The following is an 18,241-nucleotide window of genomic DNA, read 5'->3' as shown; positions in this document are numbered from 1 at the left end:
GTCTGGGGGCTCTGTGCCGGGAAACGAGGGGGCGCCGCTCATACGCGGGGGTCGATCAGTACCGCGCACACGTCCACCACCAGGTTGGCGACGACGACGAAGGCGGCGGACACCAGGGTGACTCCCATAACCACCGGCACGTCCACGTTGCCGACGGCGTCGATGAGCAGGGCCCCCAGCCCCTGCATGGAGAAGACCCGTTCCGTGATGACCGCCCCGCCGAGCATCCCGCCCAGGTCCAGGGCGAAGAAGGTGAGCAGGGGCAGGCTGATGTTGTGCAGGACGTGGCGGCCCACCACCCGCCGCTCGGGCAGGCCGACGGCGCGGGCCGTGCGCACGTAGTCCTCACCCAGGTTCTCCAGCACCTCCCCACGCACCAGGCGGGCGTACACGGCGGCGGAGATCAGCGCCAGGACGGTCCAGGGAAGCACCAGGTGCCAGGCCCAGTCCAGGGGGCTCTCGGAGAGGGGCACGTAGCCAGACACCGGTACCACGTCCAGGGTGAAGCCGAACAGCAGGATGCCCAGCAGCCCCAGCAGGTAGGAGGGGGCGCTGACGCCCAGGACCGTGCCGGACATGATGGTCCGGTCCAGGCGGGAGCCGCGCCGCAGGGCCGAGACCATGCCGGCTACCACCCCTACCACCAGCCACAGGACGGCGGCGCCCACCGCGATGGAGAAGGTCACCGGTAGGCGGGCGGCGATCAGCTCCGAGACTGGGGCCGCCAGGCGGAAGGAGTAGCCCAGGCAGGGGGCGGAGCAGGTGATGGCGGCTGCCCCGCTGCCGTAGGTGCGCCCCACGAGCACGCCGCGCAGGTACTCCCAGAACTGGGTGTACCAGGGCAGGTCGTAGCCCATGAGGGCCCGGGCCCGCTCCAGGTTCTCCGGGGTGCAGGGCTTGCCGCAGGCCAGGGCGGCAGGGTCCGAGGGCCACAGGGAGAACACCGCGAAGGTCACGAAGGTGACGGCCACGAGCACCAGGAGGGCCTGAAGGAGCCGGGAGGGCAGTGAGTGCAGGCGGTTCACCGGCTCTCACCGGTCCTGGGGTCCAGGGCGTCACGCAGGCCGTCACCAAAGAGGTTGAAAGCCAGGGTTACCAGGAACAGCGCGGCTCCGGGGAAGAGCAGGTACCAGGGGTCGGTGGACACCCAGGCCACGGCGTTGCCTATGGACCGGCCCCAGGAGGGTGTGGGTGGGGCTACTCCCACCCCCAGGAAGGACAGGGCAGCCTCCGCCGTGATCTTGGAGGGGATCGAGAGGGTGGTGAACACGATGATCGTGCCCACCAGGTTGGGCAGCACCTGAGCGCCCAGGACGTGCAGGTGCCCGGCCCCCATGGCCTGGGAGGCCCGCACGAAGGTGCGTGAGCGCAGCGCCAGGGTGCGGCTGCGGATGACGCGGGCGGCAGCGGGCCAGCCCAGGGCCCCGATGACTCCGATCATCACCAGCACGTCCGGGGCCGAGGCGGGCACCAGGGCGGCGACGGCGATCATGAACACCAGGTGGGGGAAGCCCAGCACGACGTCGGTCAGGCGGGAGACGAGCGCGTCCCACCAGCCGCCGAGGTACCCTGCGCTCAGGCCCAGGACCACGGCTATGACCATGGAGACCACGGTGGCCCCCAGACCGATGGTGAAGGAGGTGCGGGTGCCCTCCACCACCACCGCGAACAGGTCCCGGCCGGTCTGCGGCTCCACGCCGAAGGGGTGGGCGCTGCTGATACCGCCCAGGGGTCCGCGGGGCAGGCCGACGGGGTCCAGGGCGTCCAGGTTGTAGGTGTAGGGGTCCACGCCCAGCAGCCGGGTGAGCAGCGGGGCGGTCAGGGCCACCAGGGTGGTCAGGACGATCACGACGCCCCCTGCGGTGGCCCACCGGTCCCGGCGCAGGCGGCGCAGGAGCTGGCGCCAGCCAGCAGGTCGCTGGTCGGTGGCGTCCCCCAAGGGGGCGCTGCCGCGGGGACCGCCGGTAGCGGGGGCCTCGGCGGCGGCGTCTGCCGGGCTGGGGGAGTTGACGGACAGGTCCTGTGGAGACAGGTGCACTAGGAAACCTCACGGGGTCGGGGAGCGCAGGAGGCTCCGGGCGAGTGGTTGCGGGGCTGTCGTCAGCGACAGCAACGACAACGCATTCGCTCGGCCATGGTCCGTAACCTTCCGTGGGTCGGTAGCTGCATCAGGCAGGTGGGGCAGACCCTAGCAACCGTCAGGTTGACTGGTAAACCGTCTCCGGATTTTGAGACCTACGCAGCATCAGGACACCGTGCCGAGCCGCCCACCGGTAGCACCGCGGAGCCCCGCCGTCCGCCCCTCCAGAGGCCCGCGCGAGCGCCCGCAGCCGGGGACCAGCGAGCGCGTCCGCCGTCACAGCCGCAGGAAGCGGGCCACCACCGGGGAGCCCGGGTCGGCGCGCAGCCCCGCCGGGGTGTCTATGCGCAGCAGGCGGCCCGCGTCCATGACCCCCACCCGGTCGGCCACCACCATGGCCTCGTCCTGGTCGTGGGTGACGTACAGGGCGGTGGTCCCCTGCTCCTTGAGGATGCGGCGCAGGTCCTGGGCCAGCTGCTCACGCAGGGCCCGGTCCAGGGCGGACAGCGGCTCGTCCAGGCCCAGCAGGCGGGGTCGGGGGGCCAGGGAGCGGGCCAGGGCCACGCGCTGGGCCTGCCCGCCGGAGAGGGTGGTGACAGTGCGCCCGCCGTAGCCGGGCAGCCCCACCAGCTCCAGCATCTCGGCCACGCGCTGGGCCTTGCGGGCACGGGGCTGGCCCGCCAGTCCGTAGGCCACGTTCCCGGCCACGTCGCGGAAGGGGAAGAGCTGGCCGTCCTGGAACATGAGGCCGAAGCCGCGCTCGTGCACGGGGGTGGCTACGACGTCGCGCCCCTCCCAGGTGATCTGGCCCTGGGCCACCTCCTCCAGGCCGACGACGGCGCGCAGCAGGGAGGACTTTCCGGAGCCGGAGGCGCCCAGCAGGGCCACCACCTCCCCCCGCGCCACCTGCAGGTCCACCTGGTTGACAGCGTGCACGGGCGGGTTGCTGCCGGTGGCCGGGTAGATGACGCTCAGGCCGGTGACGACCAGGCCGGAGGCCGCCTGCGGGGACGTCCCGACGGGCCTGTTCCCCGCAGGCTCGGTGTGCGCGCGCGTCCCGGCAGGGCCCGCACCGGCACCGGAGGGACGGGCGGCGGCGGTTGTGCCAGCCTGGGGCACAACGGCGTCCTGTGGGCTGGTACCCACCCGAAGCGCGGCGGCGTCGAAGATACGCGCAGCGGCCTCAGCGGCGGGGGGCTCAGGCTGGCGGTTCATAGGCTTCCTCTCTGCTCTGCGTCATCGTCGGCACCGCGCCCTGGACGGCGTGGACGCGCCTGCACCCGGGCGGGCGCGCCCCCACCCGGCACCAGGTCCGGCAGCAGCGCGTCCGGGACCGGCTTCCCGCGCCCGGAGCGGCCCAGCCTCGCCGTCTGCAGCCACTCGCACAGCAGCATGATCGCGGCGGTGCCTGCGGCCAGCACCACCCCGGCCGCCAGGGCCATGCCCTGGTTCTGGGCCCCCGGGGAGCCGATCAGCCGGTAGAGCACCACCGGCAGGGTGTCGGTGCGCGGCCGCACCAGGAAGGACGTCGCCCCGAACTCCCCCAGGCTCGTGGCCAGGGCGAAGCCCGCCGCCAGCCCCCCGGCGCGCAGCAGGTGGGGTCCGTCCACAGTGGCCAGCACCCGCCCCGGACCAGCCCCCAGGACCGTGGCCGCCTCCCGCTGCCGGGGGTCGATGGCGCGCAGCGCGGGCAGGAGCGTGCGCACCACCAGGGGCACGGCCACCACCGCCTGCGCCAGGGGCAGGATCCACCAGCTGCGGGTCAGGGCCAGCGGCGGGCGGGTCAGGGTTATCAGGAAGCCGAAGCCCACGGTCACGGCAGAGACCCCCAGCGGCAGCATGAAGGCCGAGTCCAGCAGCCCCAGCCCACGCCTGAGCAGGCGTGAGCGCGGGGAGCGGGAGAGCACCAGGCTGACGGCACCCCCCACCAGCAGGGAGATCACCGCGGCGGCCAGGGCCACGCGCAGGGAGCTGCCAGCGGCCTCCCACACGGTGGCCACCAGGGCCCGGGAGGCGTTGGGGCGGCCCAGGTCCGTGTAGTTGGCCAGGGTCCAGCGCCCGCCCCGGCGCAGGGAGCGCAGCAGCAGCACCACCATGGGGGCCACCAGCAGGCCCGCCACCACCGTGACGGTCAGGGCCAGGGCGGGCAGGTCGGCGCGCCGCAGGCGGATGGGCGGCACGTCTATGCGCAGCGCCAGGCTGGCCTGGGAGGAGTGGCGGGCGCGCTCAGCCACGCCCAGGGCCAGGGCCACCACCACCAGCTGCAGCACGGACAGGACGGCGGCGGCCCGCAGGTCCAGGTACTTGGTGGTCAGGGTGTAGATCTCGGTCTCGATGGTCCCGGTCCCCACCCCGCCCAGCACCAGGACCACGCCGTAGGCGGTGGCGCAGAACAAGAAGGTCATGGAGGCGGCGGAGGCGACGGCGGGCGCCAGGCTGGGCAGGGTGATGGTGCGCCAGGCCCGCCAGGGGGAGGCTCCCAGGACGCGGGCCGCCTCCACCGCGTGCGGGTCCAGGCGGGACCACATGGTGCCCACTATGCGCACCACCAGGCCGTAGTTGAAGAAGACCAGGGCGCCCACCACCGCCGTCGTCGTGCCGTCCAGCTGCCAGGAGCCCAGGGGGCCGCCTCTGGTGACCAGGGCGTGGAAGGCCACGCCCACCACCACGGAGGGCAGCACGAAGGGCACGGTGACCAGGGCGCGCAGCAGGTCACGGCCCGGGAAGCGGCGCCGGTAGAGGACCAGCGCCCCGGGAACCCCCAGGAGCACGCAGATAGTGGTGGCGGCGGTGGCCTGCCACAGGGTCTGGCGGACTATGCGCCAGGTGCGGGGGCGCGTCAGGACCTCCCCAAAGCCGGAGAGGTCCAGGTGCCCGTCGGTGAGCAGGCCGCGGCCCACCAGGGAGGCCACCGGCCAGGCGAAGAACACCCCCAGGAAGGCCAGGGGCAGGAGCGTGGCGGCGGCCCAGCCGAGCCGCTGGGGCCAGGTGGGGCGGGGGCCGCGGGCACGTCGGCCCCGGAAGCGCGCGGCTGCCGGGACCGACGTCAGGACGTTCACGCGCCTACGGCCTCGGTCCAGGTGGCCAGCCAGTTCTCACGCTTGGCGGAGATGTCCGCGGCGGAGACGACGACGGGGGCGTCGCTGGTCTTTCCGAACTTGGTGATCTTCTCCGACAGGGTGGCCTCCGGGTTGACCGGGTACATGTACATGTTGTCCGGGATGGAGGTCTGCACGTCCTTGGAGAGCATCCACTCGATGAAGGCCTTGCCGCCCTCAGGGTTGGCGGCCCCGGCAAGCACGCCCGCGTACTCCACCTGGCGGGTGGAGGTGGCCAGGAGGGCTGCCGTGGAGGAGGTGGTGCCGTCGTCAGAGACGGTGGCGGCCGGGGAGGAGGCGTAGGAGACCACGATGGGGTAGGCGCCCTGGCCCTCACCGGCGGAGAAGTCGGTCTCGTAGGCGGCGGTCCAGCCCTCCACGATCTTGGTGCCGTTGGCCTTGAGGTCCTTCCAGTACTGGGCGAAGCCGTCCTCACCGAAGTGCCCCACGGTGGCCACCAGGAAGGCCAGGCCGGTGGAGGAGGTGGAGGGGTTGATGGCGACGAACAGGTCCTTGTACTCGGGCCTGGTGAGGTCCTCGAAGGTGGCGGGCGGGGTCAGGCCCTTGTCCGCGAACCACTTGGTGTCGATGTTCACGCACACCTCCCCGAAGTCGATGGGCACCAGGGCCTGGCTGCCGTCCACCAGGTACTGGTCGGCGCCGTCGGGAAGGGTCACGGAGGTGGTGGTGTCCAGGACCTGCTCGCTCAGGGCCCGGGAGGCGAAGGTGTTGTCGATGCCGAAGACGGCGTCGCCCAGGGGGGCGTCCTTGGTCAGCACCAGCTTGTTGGTGAGCTCGCCGGTGTCGCCGGAGGGGATGATCTCCAGGGTGTAGCCGGTGCCCTTCTCGAAGGCCTCCTTGAGCTCGTCGGGGACGTTGAAGGAGTCGTGGGTCAGGACGGTGACCTTCTTCCCGGCGTCCCCGGCAGCCGTGGCGGCGGCGTCGGAGGCGGCGGCATTGGTGCCCTCGGAGCCGGTGGTGGTCCTGGAGCCGCAGGCGGCCAGGGTGGCGCCCAGGGCGGTGAGGCCCGCACCGGTGAGCAGGGCGCGGCGGGTGAGGTGGATGCTGGTCATGGTTTCCTCCTGGATGGGGCCGGGAGGGGCCGGGCACGGGCGTGCCCGAGGAGTGTCTCGACTTCCTTCGCCGGTGCTAGCCGGAGCAGGTTCGAGGGTCTGCGGACTGCCGCACTCTCAGCGCCGTTGGGCCGGGGGCAGGGGCCACCGACGCCGGGGCGCTCCCCTGTCGTTGCGGCCCTAGTCTAGGCACGGTTTCGGGGTGGGGCACGACAGGGCGACGGAAGGCCGGGGCGCGGCGGGTCTGGCGGGCGGCTGGTGCTCTACGGGGCGTTCCCAGGTGACGGGCGGTTGTCGACCCGGGCGGCAGGATACCTGGGCGTGTCCGGGAACGGCTCCTACCGGAGGGGGAGGCGGACAGACGGCCTCGCCCCGCAGGAGTACACGACAAACCCTCTGCGGCATGATGCGTGAACAGCCTCCCGACGGCGAACCTGGGTACATGCCAGTCCACACCGTACGCCCCCGCAGCACCCGCCCGCCCGCCAGGCCCGGGTTACCGAGCGACAGCACGCCTGCCCTGCCCCGGCCAGCAGCCTTGCAGGGTCAGCCTGGGGTACTCCAGTCCCCCCGGACGGCACCCGCCCCCGGCAGCTCCGCCACAGTCCGGTCCTTGGTGAACGGCCCCGCCGTCGCCGTCCCGTCCCTGCCCGCCACGGCCTGGGCGCCTCCGTCCTCCCCCGACCTGGAGGCCCCCGCTGACCGGCAGCAGGCGCCCGCCGCCTACGCCCGCCGGATAGCCACCACCCGCCGAGCCTTCTCCGCCTCGCTGTGGGGCAGCGCGCCCGCCAGGTCACAGAACCGCTTTGCCTCCTTCACCTCCGCCACCGCCACCCGCTACCCCGGCCCAGACGTCGCCCGCGGCTTCATGCTGCTGCTGATCGCCCTGGCCAACGTGCCGTTCTGGATGCTGCTCCTGCCCCGGAACCCGGCCCCCAGCGGCCTGGACCAGGCCTGGCTGCTGCTGCGCGGGGCCTTGGTGGACTCCCGCTCCTACCCGCTGTTCGCCCTGCTGTTCGGCTTCGGCCTGGCCACTATCAGCCGACGCCGGGTGGAGGCCAAGGTGCAGCTGGCCGCCGTGGCCCTGCCCAGGAACCTTGACGGCGCCTTGCGCGCCCAGCGGCTGGAGCAGGCCCAGGCCGCCGGGGTGGTGGAGGCCCGCCGCCTGCTGCGCCGTCGGGGCTGGTGGATGCTGCTGTTCGGGCTGGTGCACGGGGCCATGTTCCCGGGGGAGATCATCGGCACCTACTCCCTGTTGGCCGTGCTCCTGGCGGGTGTGGTGGCTGCCCGCCGCTGGCGGCTGATGCTGGCCGCCTCCACCGTGGTGGTCCTGCTGAACCTGGGGGTCTTCCTGCAGATGGGCTGGGTGCTGCAGGATCCTGCGGGCACTGCCCTGACGGCGGCTGGTGCGGTCTCGGCCCAGCTGACGTTGAGCCCGCTGGCCCTGCTGCAGAACCTGGGCCAGTGGGCGGTCGGTACCGTGCTGACCCTGCTGATGTCCCTGGCGCTGCCTGCCGCCTGTCTGGGGGTCCGCCTGGCTGAGTCCTCGCTGCTGCGGCGGCCTGACCTGCACCGGCGCGCCCTGGTTACCGGTGGCCTGCTGGCCCTGAGCGTGGGGGCGGTGGGCTCCCTGCCCTTCACCCTGCTGCTAAGCGGCCACTTCCTGCCGACCTGGCTGGGGGTGCTCGCCCCCGTGGTCAACGGTCTGACCGGGTTTCTGGGGGCGGTGGGCTGGCTGTCCCTGCTCGTGGCCTGGGCGGGTCCGGCCACCGAGGCACCCCTGCGCGGGGCCCGGTGGCTGCTGGCCGCCGTGGGCAGGCGCTCCATGACCGCCTACGTGGGGCAGACCCTGGTATTCCTGGGGGTGTTCAGCGCCTGGCTGGCCCTGGGGGTGCAGGGGGTCAGTGCGGTCCTGGCGGCCGTGGTCGCCGTCGGCGCGTGGGTGGTGCTGGCCCTGCTGTGCGCGCTGATGGAGCGTTCAGGGTGGAGGCGCGGGCCGCTGGAGGTACTGCTGCGGCGGGCGGTGGCGGTCTCGGCACGCAGGCCCTGACGGGCTGGCTACGGTGGCAGGCTTGCCCGCCCCGCCGCCGGAAACTAACCCGGAACCGGGTCCTGGAAGCCTGCTGGGCTGTAGCGTGTGGTCATGGTTGAGCTGCGTTGTGACAGTCAGTGGGTGGACGAGACGGTCCAGGACGGGCTTCTGGACGATGGTTGGATGCCGATGGGGGTGGGTCGTCCTGTCAGCCAGGAGCACCTGGAGCGCTTCGAGGGCGTGCTGCCCAGCTCGGTGCTGCAGATCTGGCGGCGCTTCGGCTTTGAGGGCTTCAAGCAGGGACGCTTCTGGATCACCGACCCCCTGGAGTGGGAGCCCGTGGTCCAGGCCTGGCTGGCGGACCTGGACCTGCCCTTCCCCCCACAGAACTGGTGGTGCCTGACCCGCACCGCCCTAGGAGAGATGCAGCTGTGGGGAGAGACCTCCGGCCCCGCCCTGAGCATCGACCCCGCCTTCGGCAAGATACGCCCAGATGCTGACAACGCCAGGGACATGGACAACCCGGTTAAGCGCGAGCGCATGGGCGCCATCGTCCTAACTGATTCGTTTGAGGATGAGTTGGCTGATGAGGACACTGGTGAGAACGTGGTGGACACCGCCCTGGAACGCTTCGGCGCCCTGGGCCCCGACCAGGTGCTGGGCCTGACACCCGCCTACTGCTTCACCGGGAAGATCAGCATGGCCGACGTCGGGGTCCACCCCGCCCTGAGCTACCTGGTCACCCTCGCCCAACTCCAGGACCGGAGGCTCGCACAGGACTTCTCCGCCCAGGCCGCACAGGTCGCCACCTCAATAGCCACCCAGGCCCCGGAAGACCAATGACCACGCCCCGGCCCCACCAACCCCCAGAACAGCTCACCAAACAGGTGCTGGCGGAGCTGCAGGCCCCCCACCCAACCCCTGGCCAGCCGCAGGCTCCTGGAGGTCTGGTGGCCTCGGACATGTTCACCCCGGGCCGCGTGAGCAGTCAGGACGTGCTGGTCTGGGAAAGCACCACGGCAGCAGCCCCGAGCTCCTTGTCCTGGCACTCCCAGAAGCCGGTACAGGTGGTCTTCCACACCGGCAGCAACAAGGTCCTGCAGGCCATGGGACAGGAGTACACCCGCCAGCTCGACCGCCAGCTCCAGGCGCTGTCCACCTTGTCGGCGCAGCGCCTGCTGGAAGGCATCGAGGCCTACCGCACCCGTGGACGAGAGCCCATGTCCCCTGCGGTGGTCCGAGACCGCAAGCGGTTCATGGTCAGGGTACGCAAGCACCTCAGGAAGACGCACGGATTCTCAAAGGCACTGGCCCAGGCCACCACCGAGAAGATCGACCGGGCCCTGGCGGTGCTGCACGAGTCCGACCAGGTCATCTTCGGCCCGAGCCAGCCTGCTGCCGGGGCCGACATTTCCCTGGGGGCCAGCCGGGTGAACTCCTCCATCGGCTCACAGAACAGATCGGTGTCCGCGGTGCTTGAGCAGGCCGCCCGGGCGGTGCCGGAGGAGCAGCGCAGCCAGGTGCGGCTCAACGTCCGGGCGGTGCTGACCGGCTCCCGGACCCTGGCTCACCGCCTGCGCCACGGGCAGGTGAGCCTGCAGGCGCGCGGAGAGCCGGAGCGCCAGGCCACCAGCCCCCGGGCACCCTCCTGGACCCCCGCAGCGATGGCGCAGGCTATCGCCGCCGCCAGCCGAGGCACGCAGACGGTGCCAGCCCCCGCCCCGACACCTGGACCGGCCCCGGAGCTCAAACCGGTGAACATGCAGCGACCCGCCAGTCCAGCCTCTCGCACACCGGTTGACGCCATCCGCCTGCCCCAGGAACCCGCGCGCAACCCTGGAAACCGCCCATCCCCGCTAACTGTCCAGAGGCCTACGGCCGCCCAGCCTCCCGGTGCGCCGCAACAGGTGGCCCCTCACGTCAGGGCGGAGGTACCAGCGAGCACCCCGAGAACAGGCAGCGTCCAGCCTCCTGCCGCCGCCTCCGCACGAGACCAGGCTCCCAGCACGTCCAAACAAGTGGTTCAACCTGGTAGGTCCCCGGCGCCTCGAGCACAGGTACTTAACGCTGCTCGGGCCCGCGCGGCGCAGATCCTCGCCACCCAGAAGGCTGTTTCCGCCAGCCCGCCCCGGTCTCTACGCACTACCCGCACCACTCCCAAGCCCCTGGAGCGCTGAGTCATGCGCAAGGCAACCCGCGCCCCCGACGGCCCTCGCTCCCAAGTCCCTTGGAGCGCTGAGACCAGCGAGGCCAGGGCGCAAAGCTGTGCACGTCCCGCCGTCGTGAACGCCGCCTGTGGGCCAGAGCGCCACCTTTAAGGCATGATCTTCCTGCAGCCTGACCTGAACCTCGAGGAGCACCCCATGGCCAACAACCCCAAGCGCAACGACCTCGTCTGGAAGGCCACCGCCGCCCTGTCCACCATTGTCGCTGGCCTGGTGGCGGACAAGGTCGTGGCCGCTGGCTGGCGCGTGGTCACCGGCCGCCCCGCCCCCAAGGAGCAGGAGCAACTGCTCGACTACAAGCTAATGGAGGTGGTGACCTTCGCGATCCTGTCCGGTGCGGCGCTCACCCTCACCCGCGAGCTGAGCCTGCGCCAGGTGGCCAAGTGGTACGGAGGCAAGGGCCTGAACCCGCTCAACGGCCAGCGGAGCGACCTGCCCGACTCCCTAACCGCCTAACCACCCCCTTCCTTACCGCGAGACCGGGACATATGTACCGCGAGTTCGGTAAGGGTGGCCTTAGTTGTGGATAACTTGAGCTCACTGTATCTGCTGGTGCTTCTCGACGACGGCGGGGCTTGCTTGGCGTACTGTCTACGGTAAAGGCGCGGGCGGGTCTGTGCCGAGCCAGGAGCAGTGGTCGGCCAGGGCAAGGCCCGCGCGAGGGACGGATCGGGCGGCCCACAGACCAGAACAGGCTTTCCCGTGCAATCATGGGCAGTGCCCGGAAACACGCTCGTCCTGGTGGTTTCGCGCACCCCGACTGAATGTGCAACGACGACGCCGCACACCTCACGCACTCTCCTACACCACCGGACAGCCGGAAACGTTGAAATCCCAGCACCAGACTGGCCCGCCTATCTGCAACAGGCCGCCAACACCTTGTCGGGGGCGTCCCCTCCCACGGTCTACCGTGAGATAGCCCCGGGACAAGGGGCCAGGACGCCTAGGCTCCAAGCCAGTCGCCCACGTTCCACCCCCACCTGGCCTGACCTGGGGCCAGGCACCCGGAGGTCAGGCGCCTGGAATCCCCCGCCCACCTGCACCACTTGGTGGTAGGCACACCTAGAGACCGTCTCTCGACCCAGCAGATAGCGGCCCTCCCCGCCCCTCACCACCTTCCCGCCCTGCTTCGTCCCGTCCCGGCACTCCCCAGTCCCGGCACTACCCAGTCCCGGCAGCGCCCCTCGTCCTGGCACCCTCCCGCGTCCCGGCTAGGCTGTAGCCATGACTCCCCTCGCCGTCGTACAGCTGGTGTGCGCGCTGGTCACCGCCGCGCTCACCGTCGTCGGTGTCGGGCTCTTTGCCCGCGCGGCCCTGACCATCGCCAACCGTGTGCGGGTGGGACGTCCGGTTCCCCGCGAGCGCCTGACCCCGGTGGGACGCCGCACCTGGAAGACCCTCACCGCGGTCCTGTCCCATCAGGCCTTCAAGGGCCGCCCCTGGGTGCGCGCCGCCCACTGGCTGGTGATGGTGAGCTTCCCCCTGCTCTTCCTGACCCTGGTGACCGGCTACGGCCAGGTGCTGGCTGGCCCGCACTGGCACCTGCCCTGGCTGGACCGGCAGCCCTGGTGGGCCTGGCTGGTGGAGCTGCTCGCCTGGCTGTCCCTGGCGGGGATCGTGGGCCTGGCCGTGCTACGCACCCGCCTGACCCGCCGGGGGGCGTCCGCCCCTCCTTACGCACCAGACTCCGACGGCGGCCAGCGTCCCCGTACCTCCCGCTTTGCCGGGTCGACGGCGTCGCAGGCCCGCTTCGTAGAGGCCGTGGTGGGCGGCGTGGTGGCCTGCGTGCTGCTGCTGCGGATGCTGGAGCACGCCAACCTGACGCTCACCGCGCCCGCTGGCGGCGCACCCTCCTGGCTGCTGCACCCCCTGACCGCCTGGGCGGCGCCCCTGCTCACCCCCCTGGGGCCGGAGGGCCTGGCTATCGCGATCACCGTGACGGCCACCGTCAAGATCGCGATCTCCATGGTGTGGATGACGGTGGTGGGGCTGCAGCCCTCCATGGGGGTGGCCTGGCACCGCTTCCTGGCGCTGCTGACCGTCTACGCGGGCCGCAACCTGGCCGCCACAAAGTCCCTGGGTCCCCTGGAGCCGATCCTGCTGCCCTCCGGCCAGCCGCTGACCGCCGAGACCCTGGACGAGCTGGACGAGGCGCTGGAGGCGGCCGAGGAGGGCACGGGCCCGGAGCCGCGCCTGGGGGCGGGCCGGATCGAGGACTTCACCTGGAAGGGCCTGCTGGACTTCTCCACCTGCACCGAGTGCGGCCGCTGCCAGGACCTGTGCCCCGCCTGGAACACGGGCAAGCCCCTGTCCCCCAAGCTGCTCACCTTGGCGCTGCGGGACCACCACGCTGCCGCCGCCCCCTACCTGCGGGCCGCCGCGGCGCTGGGCGGCGACGTCGACTCCCTGACCGAGGAGCAGCTGGCCGCCCACCGCCCCAGCCTGCTGGGCCGCCTGACGGGCACGCGCGACGGCCTGGCCACCCGCACCGACCTGGGGCTGGCCCCTGGCAGCGCCCACACCGGTGACGTGCTGGGTGCCCTGCTGGAGGCCAAGGCCGCCCCTGGTGAGCGCGGTGTGGCCACCCGCCCGGCGGAGCTGGTCGGCGAGGTGCTTACTGCGGACGTCCTGTGGTCCTGCACCACCTGTGGGGCCTGCGTGGACCAGTGCCCGGTGGACATTGAGCACATTGACCGGGTGGTGGACGTGCGCCGTCAGCAGGTGCTTATGGCCTCGGCCTTCCCCAAGGAGCTGGGGCAGATGTTCCGCAAGCTGGAGTCCAAGGGCAACCCCTGGGGCCTGCCCGCCCGCAAGCGCCTGGAGTGGGCCAAGGGCCTGGACTTTGCGGTGCCGGTGGTCGGCCAGGACCTGGAGGACGCCACTGGCGTGGACTACCTGCTGTGGGTGGGCTGCGCGGGCGCCTACGAGGACCGTGCCAGGAAGACCACCCGGGCGCTGGCCGAGCTGCTGCACACCGCCGGGGTGCGCTTCGCGGTGCTGGGCGACGGCGAGACCTGCACCGGGGACCCGGCCCGCCGCGCGGGGAACGAGATCCTGTTCCAGACGCTGGCGGCCCAGAACGTGGAGACTCTCAACGAGGTCGAGGCCCGGCGGATCGTGGTGTCCTGCGCGCACTGCTTCAACACCATTGCCCGCGAGTACCCGCAGGTCGGGGGGCACTACGAGGTGCTGCACTACACCCAGCTGCTGAACACCCTGGTGCGGGAGGGGCGGCTGCGTCCCGTGGCCCCGACGGCGGCCCCCGGCACCACGGTGGTATCGGCCCCTGCCGGTCCGGAGGCAGCCCCAGCCGGTCCGGAGGCAGCCCCAGCCGGTCCAGCAGTGACCCCGACGGCCTCCACCAGCACGCCCCCCGTGGCGTCCAACAGCGCAGCCCCGGCAGCTTCCTCCGCCAGCACAGTCCCAGCGTCCTCCACCAGCCCGGAGCCCACCTCAGCCCAGGCCAGCCGCTCGGCAGGTGACCGGTCTCGTGAGCCATATGTCCCGGTCTCGCGGTCCATAAGTCCCGGTCTCGCGGAGAAGGCGGGGAGGGCGGCAGCGGACGGGGGGATGCCGCTCAAGGTCACCTACCACGACGCCTGCTACCTGGGGCGCCACAACCAGGTCTACTCCCCGCCGCGCGAGCTGCTGGAGGCCACCGGTGCGGAGCTGGCCGAGATGCCCCGCAGCCGTGAGCGCGGCTTCTGCTGCGGCGGCGGCGGGGCCCGGGCCTTCATGGAGGAGTCGATCGGCACGCGGATCGCGGTGGAGCGCTCACGGGAGGCCATCGGGACGGGCGCACAGGTGGTGGCCACCGCCTGCCCCTTCTGCACCACCATGCTTTCCGACGGCGTGGCCAGCCAGGGCGCACAGGTCCGCGTCACGGACGTGGCCACCCTCATGCTTGAGGCCGTCAAGCGCGGCCAGGCCTGAGGGCGGGGCACAACCCGGCGGCCCCTCACCAGTCCTGGTCCTCCGCCGGGGACAGAGCCACCGAAGGCCGGCCAGCACGGGCCCACACAGGCCGGGGCGGTGCCGCAGGGACCCTGCACCCGACCGCTGCGCCTCCGCACCTTTGCGGCCGGGGCCCGGTGGGGGCCCCTCCCCATCGACCTGCGTGCTGCGGGTCAGCCACTATAAGGGCAGACCAGAGCCCCAGGGCCCCCTGGAACCGTCCCGCCCCCGCCTCCTCCAGGCGTCGTAAGGAAAGTCCCTATGGCATCGACAACCCGCAGAAGCCCGGCCCCCTATATTGCAGTGGCTGTGACCACCGTGATCGCCGTGATCGCCGTCGTGCTCGCCGTCAGCGGCGTGCTCAGCTCCAAGGTGGCGGGATCTCCCTCGTCCGCCGCGGCCTCCGGCTCCCCGCAGACGGCAGACGGTGAGGCAGGCACGGAGGACGGCTCCTCAGCCGAGCGCTTCATCGTCTCCTACAAGCAGGACTCGCAGACCGCCCAGGCCCTCAGCTCCTTGAAGGCAGACGGCAGCAACGTGCTTGACCTCCTGCCCCCGGAGGTCAAGACCACGATCACCACAGCCGCCAGCAAGGTCTCCGTGAAGGTTGAGCAGGTCTCCGCCCACACCCTGGGAATGGCCTCCGTGCACCTCTCCGACAAGCTGACCGCCGAGCAGGTGCTCACCTTCATCGAGGACCTGGGTGCGGCAGCTGACGTCGAGGCCGTGGAACCGGACCTGCACGTGACCTCCCTGGACGAGAACGTCCCCAACGACGAGCACTTCGGCCGCCAGTGGGACCTGACCTCCGCGCCCGCGGGTATGAACGTCACCAACGCCTGGTCCCAGTCCCGGGGAGCGGGCGTGACGGTGGCCGTGATCGACTCCGGCATCCTGTCCCACCCGGACCTGGAGGGGCAGGTCCTGCCCGGCTACGACTTCATCAGCGAGCCCTTTGTCGCTGGCGACAACGACGGTCGTGACGCCAACCCCGCCGACGAGGGCGACTTCTTTGCGGACGACGAGTGCAAGGCGGGTATGCGTGGCCGCCCCTCCTCCTGGCACGGCACGCACGTGGCAGGCACCATCGCTGCCACCACCAACAACGGCACCGGTGTCAGCGGGGTGGCGCCAGACGCCAGGATCCTGCCGGTACGGGCCCTGGGCCGCTGCGGCGGGCTCAGCTCGGACATCCTCGACGCCATCACCTGGGCCTCTGGCGGCAAGGTCACGGGCGTCCCGGACAACCCCAACCCCGCCAAGATCATCAACATGAGCCTGGGCGGCAGCCGGACCTGCCCCGTCTACTACCAGCGCGCTATCGACGCCGCTGTCGGTCGGGGCGCAATCGTGGTGGCCGCCGCCGGCAACGACGCGATCGACGCCGCAGGGGCGGCCCCGGCGTCGTGCAACAACGTGGTCACCGTGGGGGCCTCCACCAACACCGGCGAGCGGGCGGTGTACTCCAACTACGGTCAGACCATCGAGGTCTCCGCCCCGGGCGGCTACCTGGACGAGTTCGACCAGAGCGGCGGCATCCTCTCCCTGGGAGACGTCTCCGAGACAACCCCCCAGGGCTCGGCCTACCTGTACATGATGGGCACCAGCCAGGCCGCACCACACGTATCGGGGACCCTGGCGCTGCTCGCCTCCCTGGACCCCACGCTCGACACCACCCGCGCCACACAGCTGCTGCAGAACACCTCCACCCCTATGACCTGCGACACCTCCTGGTGCGGCACCGGTATCGTCAACGCCACCTCCGCGGTAACCGAGCTGGCCAGGCAGCGCAGTGGCGGGGAGCCGCAGCCCGCCCCGGAACCGCCTGCGGAGACCGCACCTCCCGCCCAGCCTGCGCCGCAGCCGGAGGCCACCAAGAAGCCCATCAAGCAGCGCCTGCGTGACCTGCTTGAGAAGATCAAGGACAAGAAGGACGACAAGGTACTTGAGGAGAAGGGGCAATGAGCGGCTCCGCCAGGCACCGGGCCCGGCGCACGACGACGACGCCCAGGCGCCCTTTGTCAGCCTCCTCTGTGGCCTCTGCCGTGATGACTTCGCTGCTGCTGTCCGTGTCGGTCACGGGCCTGGCCACCGGCCTACCTAAGGAGAGCGCCTTGAGTACGCAGTCCCCGGCTACGAGCGGCAGCCCCATCCGCCTTGGTGGCGGCGTCGCGCCCGGCGGTGACCAGATGAAGCCAACGGGACCGGGGGTGATCGTGACGCTGAGCCAGGGCCTGGAGGAGCTGGATGCCGCAGGCCAGCTGGACCAGGTGCTGAGCGAGCTCGGCGAGGCAGTTGCACAGGCGGCGCAGACCTGCGGCACCAGCATCACCCGGATCGACGCCGCAGGTGGTGGCCTGGTGGTCTACCTGGAGAGCCCGGCGGCCAACGCCTGTCTGGTCAAGGGATTGCGCGGCGCTGCGCACGTGCTGGACGCCGAGGAGGACCTGCCGGTTACCGGCCAGTAGCCTGCGGGGCGGCTCAGTCGGGCGCTGTGTCAGCTGTGACCACTAGGCACTGGGGAGGTCCGCAGATGTCAACCTGTTCTCGCAGGGTGTTGGCGGGTGCGATCGGGGCGGTGCTGCTCGCGGTCGGGGGCTTCGTGGCCTGGGGGCTGTGGGGGCCCCTGCCCCAGGGCACGCCGCCGCTGTCCCCGGAGATGGAGGCCCTGCGCCCACTAGCAGTCGGCTACACGGAGGCACAGCCCGGACGCGCAGATGACTGGACCCTTATCCTGACCCATGCCCGGGCCGACTACGTCCGCGTCGCTTTTGAGAACCCCCACGGCAGCCTGCCTGATACCCGCATCGAGGTCGGCTCATCGGCGCAGGTGCTGGGCTGCACGGTCTCAGTGCTGGAGTCCCACCCCGGCAGGTCAGGCAAAAAGCCGGGCTCGCAGACCAGCTGGGCCCTGATAGCCGTCCAGTGCCCACCGAGCCAGTCCCCTAACGGCACCGCCACCCCTTAGCGGCCCGCGGACCCCTTCGATCTCGCTCCGTCCCCGGGCAGACGCCGCTCAGCCTGGCTCGGGCACGCTCAGGCGGGTGAGCAGCAGCGGCAGGGTGCGCTCCAGGAAGGCCGTGAGCGCCCCACCCTCCTCGCCGTCCATCAGGGCCAGGCGCACGGACCGCTCGGCGGCTGCGAGGATCAGCTCGGTGGTGTCCTCCGGGCTGGCGATGGTGCGCCGTCCGATGGCCGCCAGACCGGATACCAGCTGCTCCCGCAAGGAGTCCTTGAAAGCCTCGTATCCTGCTTTCAACGCCGGGGCGCGCGCGGCGTCGCGCACGATGAAGGCCGCGAACTCACTCTGCAGCAGGTGGGACTCGCGGCTGACCGGCATAGCCTGCAGCAGGCGGTCAGCCAGTGACGCCGCCGACGCTGCCACCTCCTGCTCGGAGGGGCGGGACGTCCGGGAACCGTCCGGCAGGGCGACGGCGACGGCCGAGCGCACGAACTCAGCCATAGCCGCCCACTGCTCCTCGGCCAGGCGTCCCACGAAGTGGTCCATGTCCCTGAAGTTGGAGTAGAAGGCCCCCCGGCTGAAGCCCGCCCGCGCACAGACGTCCCCCACACTGGTGGCCCCGATCCCCTGCTCGGCGATGAGCTGGAGCCCGGCCTCCAGCAGCAGCCTCTGGGTGCGGGCCCGGCGGCTGGAGGGGGCGGCGGCCGCCGCGCGGCTGACGGCGGCACGGCGTGCAGACACCCGCACCCCTTCCGCCTGGCGGACCTGGTTGACCTTCCTGCTCATAGGACAACGGTAACGCGGCCGGAGATGTCTG

General features: G+C 71.5%; 14 protein-coding genes. 8 read left to right on the top strand and 6 right to left on the bottom strand.

Going from position 1 to position 18,241, the window contains the following annotated elements; translation table 11 throughout:
* Positions 1-38: 38 nt before the first annotated feature.
* The 5 genes from JG540_RS00635 to JG540_RS00615 form a co-directional block, all read right to left on the bottom strand.
* Complete coding sequence (locus JG540_RS00635; protein WP_200276059.1) at positions 39-1,025, bottom strand: ABC transporter permease; 987 nt, start codon at positions 1,023-1,025, stop codon at positions 39-41.
* Positions 1,022-2,038, bottom strand: a complete 1,017-nt coding sequence (locus JG540_RS00630; RefSeq protein WP_200276057.1) for an ABC transporter permease — start codon at positions 2,036-2,038, stop codon at positions 1,022-1,024. Before JG540_RS00630 ends, JG540_RS00635 begins: the two co-directional genes overlap by 4 nt.
* A 318-nt stretch (positions 2,039-2,356) precedes the next feature.
* Positions 2,357-3,295 (bottom strand): ABC transporter ATP-binding protein, encoded by a 939-nt coding sequence (locus tag JG540_RS00625; RefSeq protein WP_200276055.1) that lies wholly within the window; start codon positions 3,293-3,295, stop codon positions 2,357-2,359.
* Complete coding sequence (locus tag JG540_RS00620) at positions 3,292-5,139, bottom strand: ABC transporter permease (RefSeq protein WP_234042827.1); 1,848 nt, start codon at positions 5,137-5,139, stop codon at positions 3,292-3,294. The genes JG540_RS00625 and JG540_RS00620 overlap by 4 nt, the downstream gene beginning before the upstream one ends.
* Positions 5,136-6,251 carry a thiamine ABC transporter substrate-binding protein gene (locus JG540_RS00615; protein ID WP_200276053.1) on the bottom strand — a complete coding sequence of 372 codons (1,116 nt, stop codon included), beginning with the start codon at positions 6,249-6,251 and terminating at the stop codon, positions 5,136-5,138. Before JG540_RS00615 ends, JG540_RS00620 begins: the two co-directional genes overlap by 4 nt.
* A 616-nt stretch (positions 6,252-6,867) precedes the next feature.
* On the opposite strand from JG540_RS00615, the gene JG540_RS10515 reads away from it, so the two are divergent.
* The 8 genes from JG540_RS10515 (at position 6,868) to JG540_RS00575 (ending at position 17,430) form a co-directional block, all read left to right on the top strand.
* Positions 6,868-8,301, top strand: a complete 1,434-nt coding sequence (locus JG540_RS10515) for a DUF418 domain-containing protein (protein WP_267977953.1) — start codon at positions 6,868-6,870, stop codon at positions 8,299-8,301.
* 93 nt (positions 8,302-8,394) lie between these two features.
* Positions 8,395-9,126, top strand: a complete 732-nt coding sequence (locus tag JG540_RS00605; RefSeq protein ID WP_200276049.1) for a GAD-like domain-containing protein — start codon at positions 8,395-8,397, stop codon at positions 9,124-9,126.
* Positions 9,123-10,460: a polymorphic toxin type 15 domain-containing protein gene (locus JG540_RS00600; protein WP_200276047.1), complete on the top strand. Its 1,338-nt coding sequence runs from the start codon at positions 9,123-9,125 to the stop codon at positions 10,458-10,460. The genes JG540_RS00605 and JG540_RS00600 overlap by 4 nt, the downstream gene beginning before the upstream one ends.
* 186 nt (positions 10,461-10,646) lie before the next feature.
* Entirely contained in the window at positions 10,647-10,964 is a 318-nt protein-coding gene (locus JG540_RS00595) for a DUF4235 domain-containing protein (protein WP_200277911.1), read from the top strand.
* Between the two features lie 768 nt (positions 10,965-11,732).
* Positions 11,733-14,441: a (Fe-S)-binding protein gene (locus JG540_RS00590; protein WP_200276045.1), complete on the top strand. Its 2,709-nt coding sequence runs from the start codon at positions 11,733-11,735 to the stop codon at positions 14,439-14,441.
* 324 nt (positions 14,442-14,765) lie between these two features.
* Positions 14,766-16,427 carry a S8 family peptidase gene (locus JG540_RS00585; protein ID WP_234042826.1) on the top strand — a complete coding sequence of 554 codons (1,662 nt, stop codon included), beginning with the start codon at positions 14,766-14,768 and terminating at the stop codon, positions 16,425-16,427.
* A complete protein-coding gene (locus JG540_RS00580; RefSeq protein ID WP_200276043.1) occupies positions 16,424-16,930 on the top strand; it encodes a hypothetical protein in 507 nt (168 codons plus the stop codon). Before JG540_RS00585 ends, JG540_RS00580 begins: the two co-directional genes overlap by 4 nt.
* An 86-nt stretch (positions 16,931-17,016) precedes the next feature.
* On the top strand, positions 17,017-17,430 hold the full coding sequence (locus JG540_RS00575; RefSeq protein ID WP_200276042.1) for a hypothetical protein: 414 nt from the start codon (positions 17,017-17,019) through the stop codon (positions 17,428-17,430).
* Positions 17,431-17,478: 48 nt separating this feature from the next.
* On the opposite strand, the gene JG540_RS00570 is transcribed toward JG540_RS00575, so the two are convergent.
* On the bottom strand, positions 17,479-18,210 hold the full coding sequence (locus JG540_RS00570; protein WP_200276041.1) for a TetR/AcrR family transcriptional regulator: 732 nt from the start codon (positions 18,208-18,210) through the stop codon (positions 17,479-17,481).
* Positions 18,211-18,241: the final 31 nt, after the last annotated feature.

This window comes from Actinomyces weissii (assembly GCF_016598775.1).
Taxonomy (GTDB): domain Bacteria; phylum Actinomycetota; class Actinomycetes; order Actinomycetales; family Actinomycetaceae; genus Actinomyces; species Actinomyces weissii.
This window is presented reverse-complemented; position numbering and strand designations above follow the sequence as displayed.

What these genes read in the sequence shown, in the direction of transcription:
- JG540_RS00570 (WP_200276041.1), bottom strand. Translation starts at nt 18,210, where the DNA reads ATGAGCAGGAAGGTCAACCAGGTCCGCCAGGCGGAAGGGGTGCGGGTG.
- JG540_RS00625 (WP_200276055.1), bottom strand. Translation starts at nt 3,295, where the DNA reads ATGAACCGCCAGCCTGAGCCCCCCGCCGCTGAGGCCGCTGCGCGTATC.
- JG540_RS00590 (WP_200276045.1), top strand. Translation starts at nt 11,733, where the DNA reads ATGACTCCCCTCGCCGTCGTACAGCTGGTGTGCGCGCTGGTCACCGCC.
- JG540_RS00595 (WP_200277911.1), top strand. Translation starts at nt 10,647, where the DNA reads ATGGCCAACAACCCCAAGCGCAACGACCTCGTCTGGAAGGCCACCGCC.
- JG540_RS00600 (WP_200276047.1), top strand. Translation starts at nt 9,123, where the DNA reads ATGACCACGCCCCGGCCCCACCAACCCCCAGAACAGCTCACCAAACAG.
- JG540_RS00580 (WP_200276043.1), top strand. Translation starts at nt 16,424, where the DNA reads ATGAGCGGCTCCGCCAGGCACCGGGCCCGGCGCACGACGACGACGCCC.
- JG540_RS00605 (WP_200276049.1), top strand. Translation starts at nt 8,395, where the DNA reads ATGGTTGAGCTGCGTTGTGACAGTCAGTGGGTGGACGAGACGGTCCAG.
- JG540_RS00615 (WP_200276053.1), bottom strand. Translation starts at nt 6,251, where the DNA reads ATGACCAGCATCCACCTCACCCGCCGCGCCCTGCTCACCGGTGCGGGC.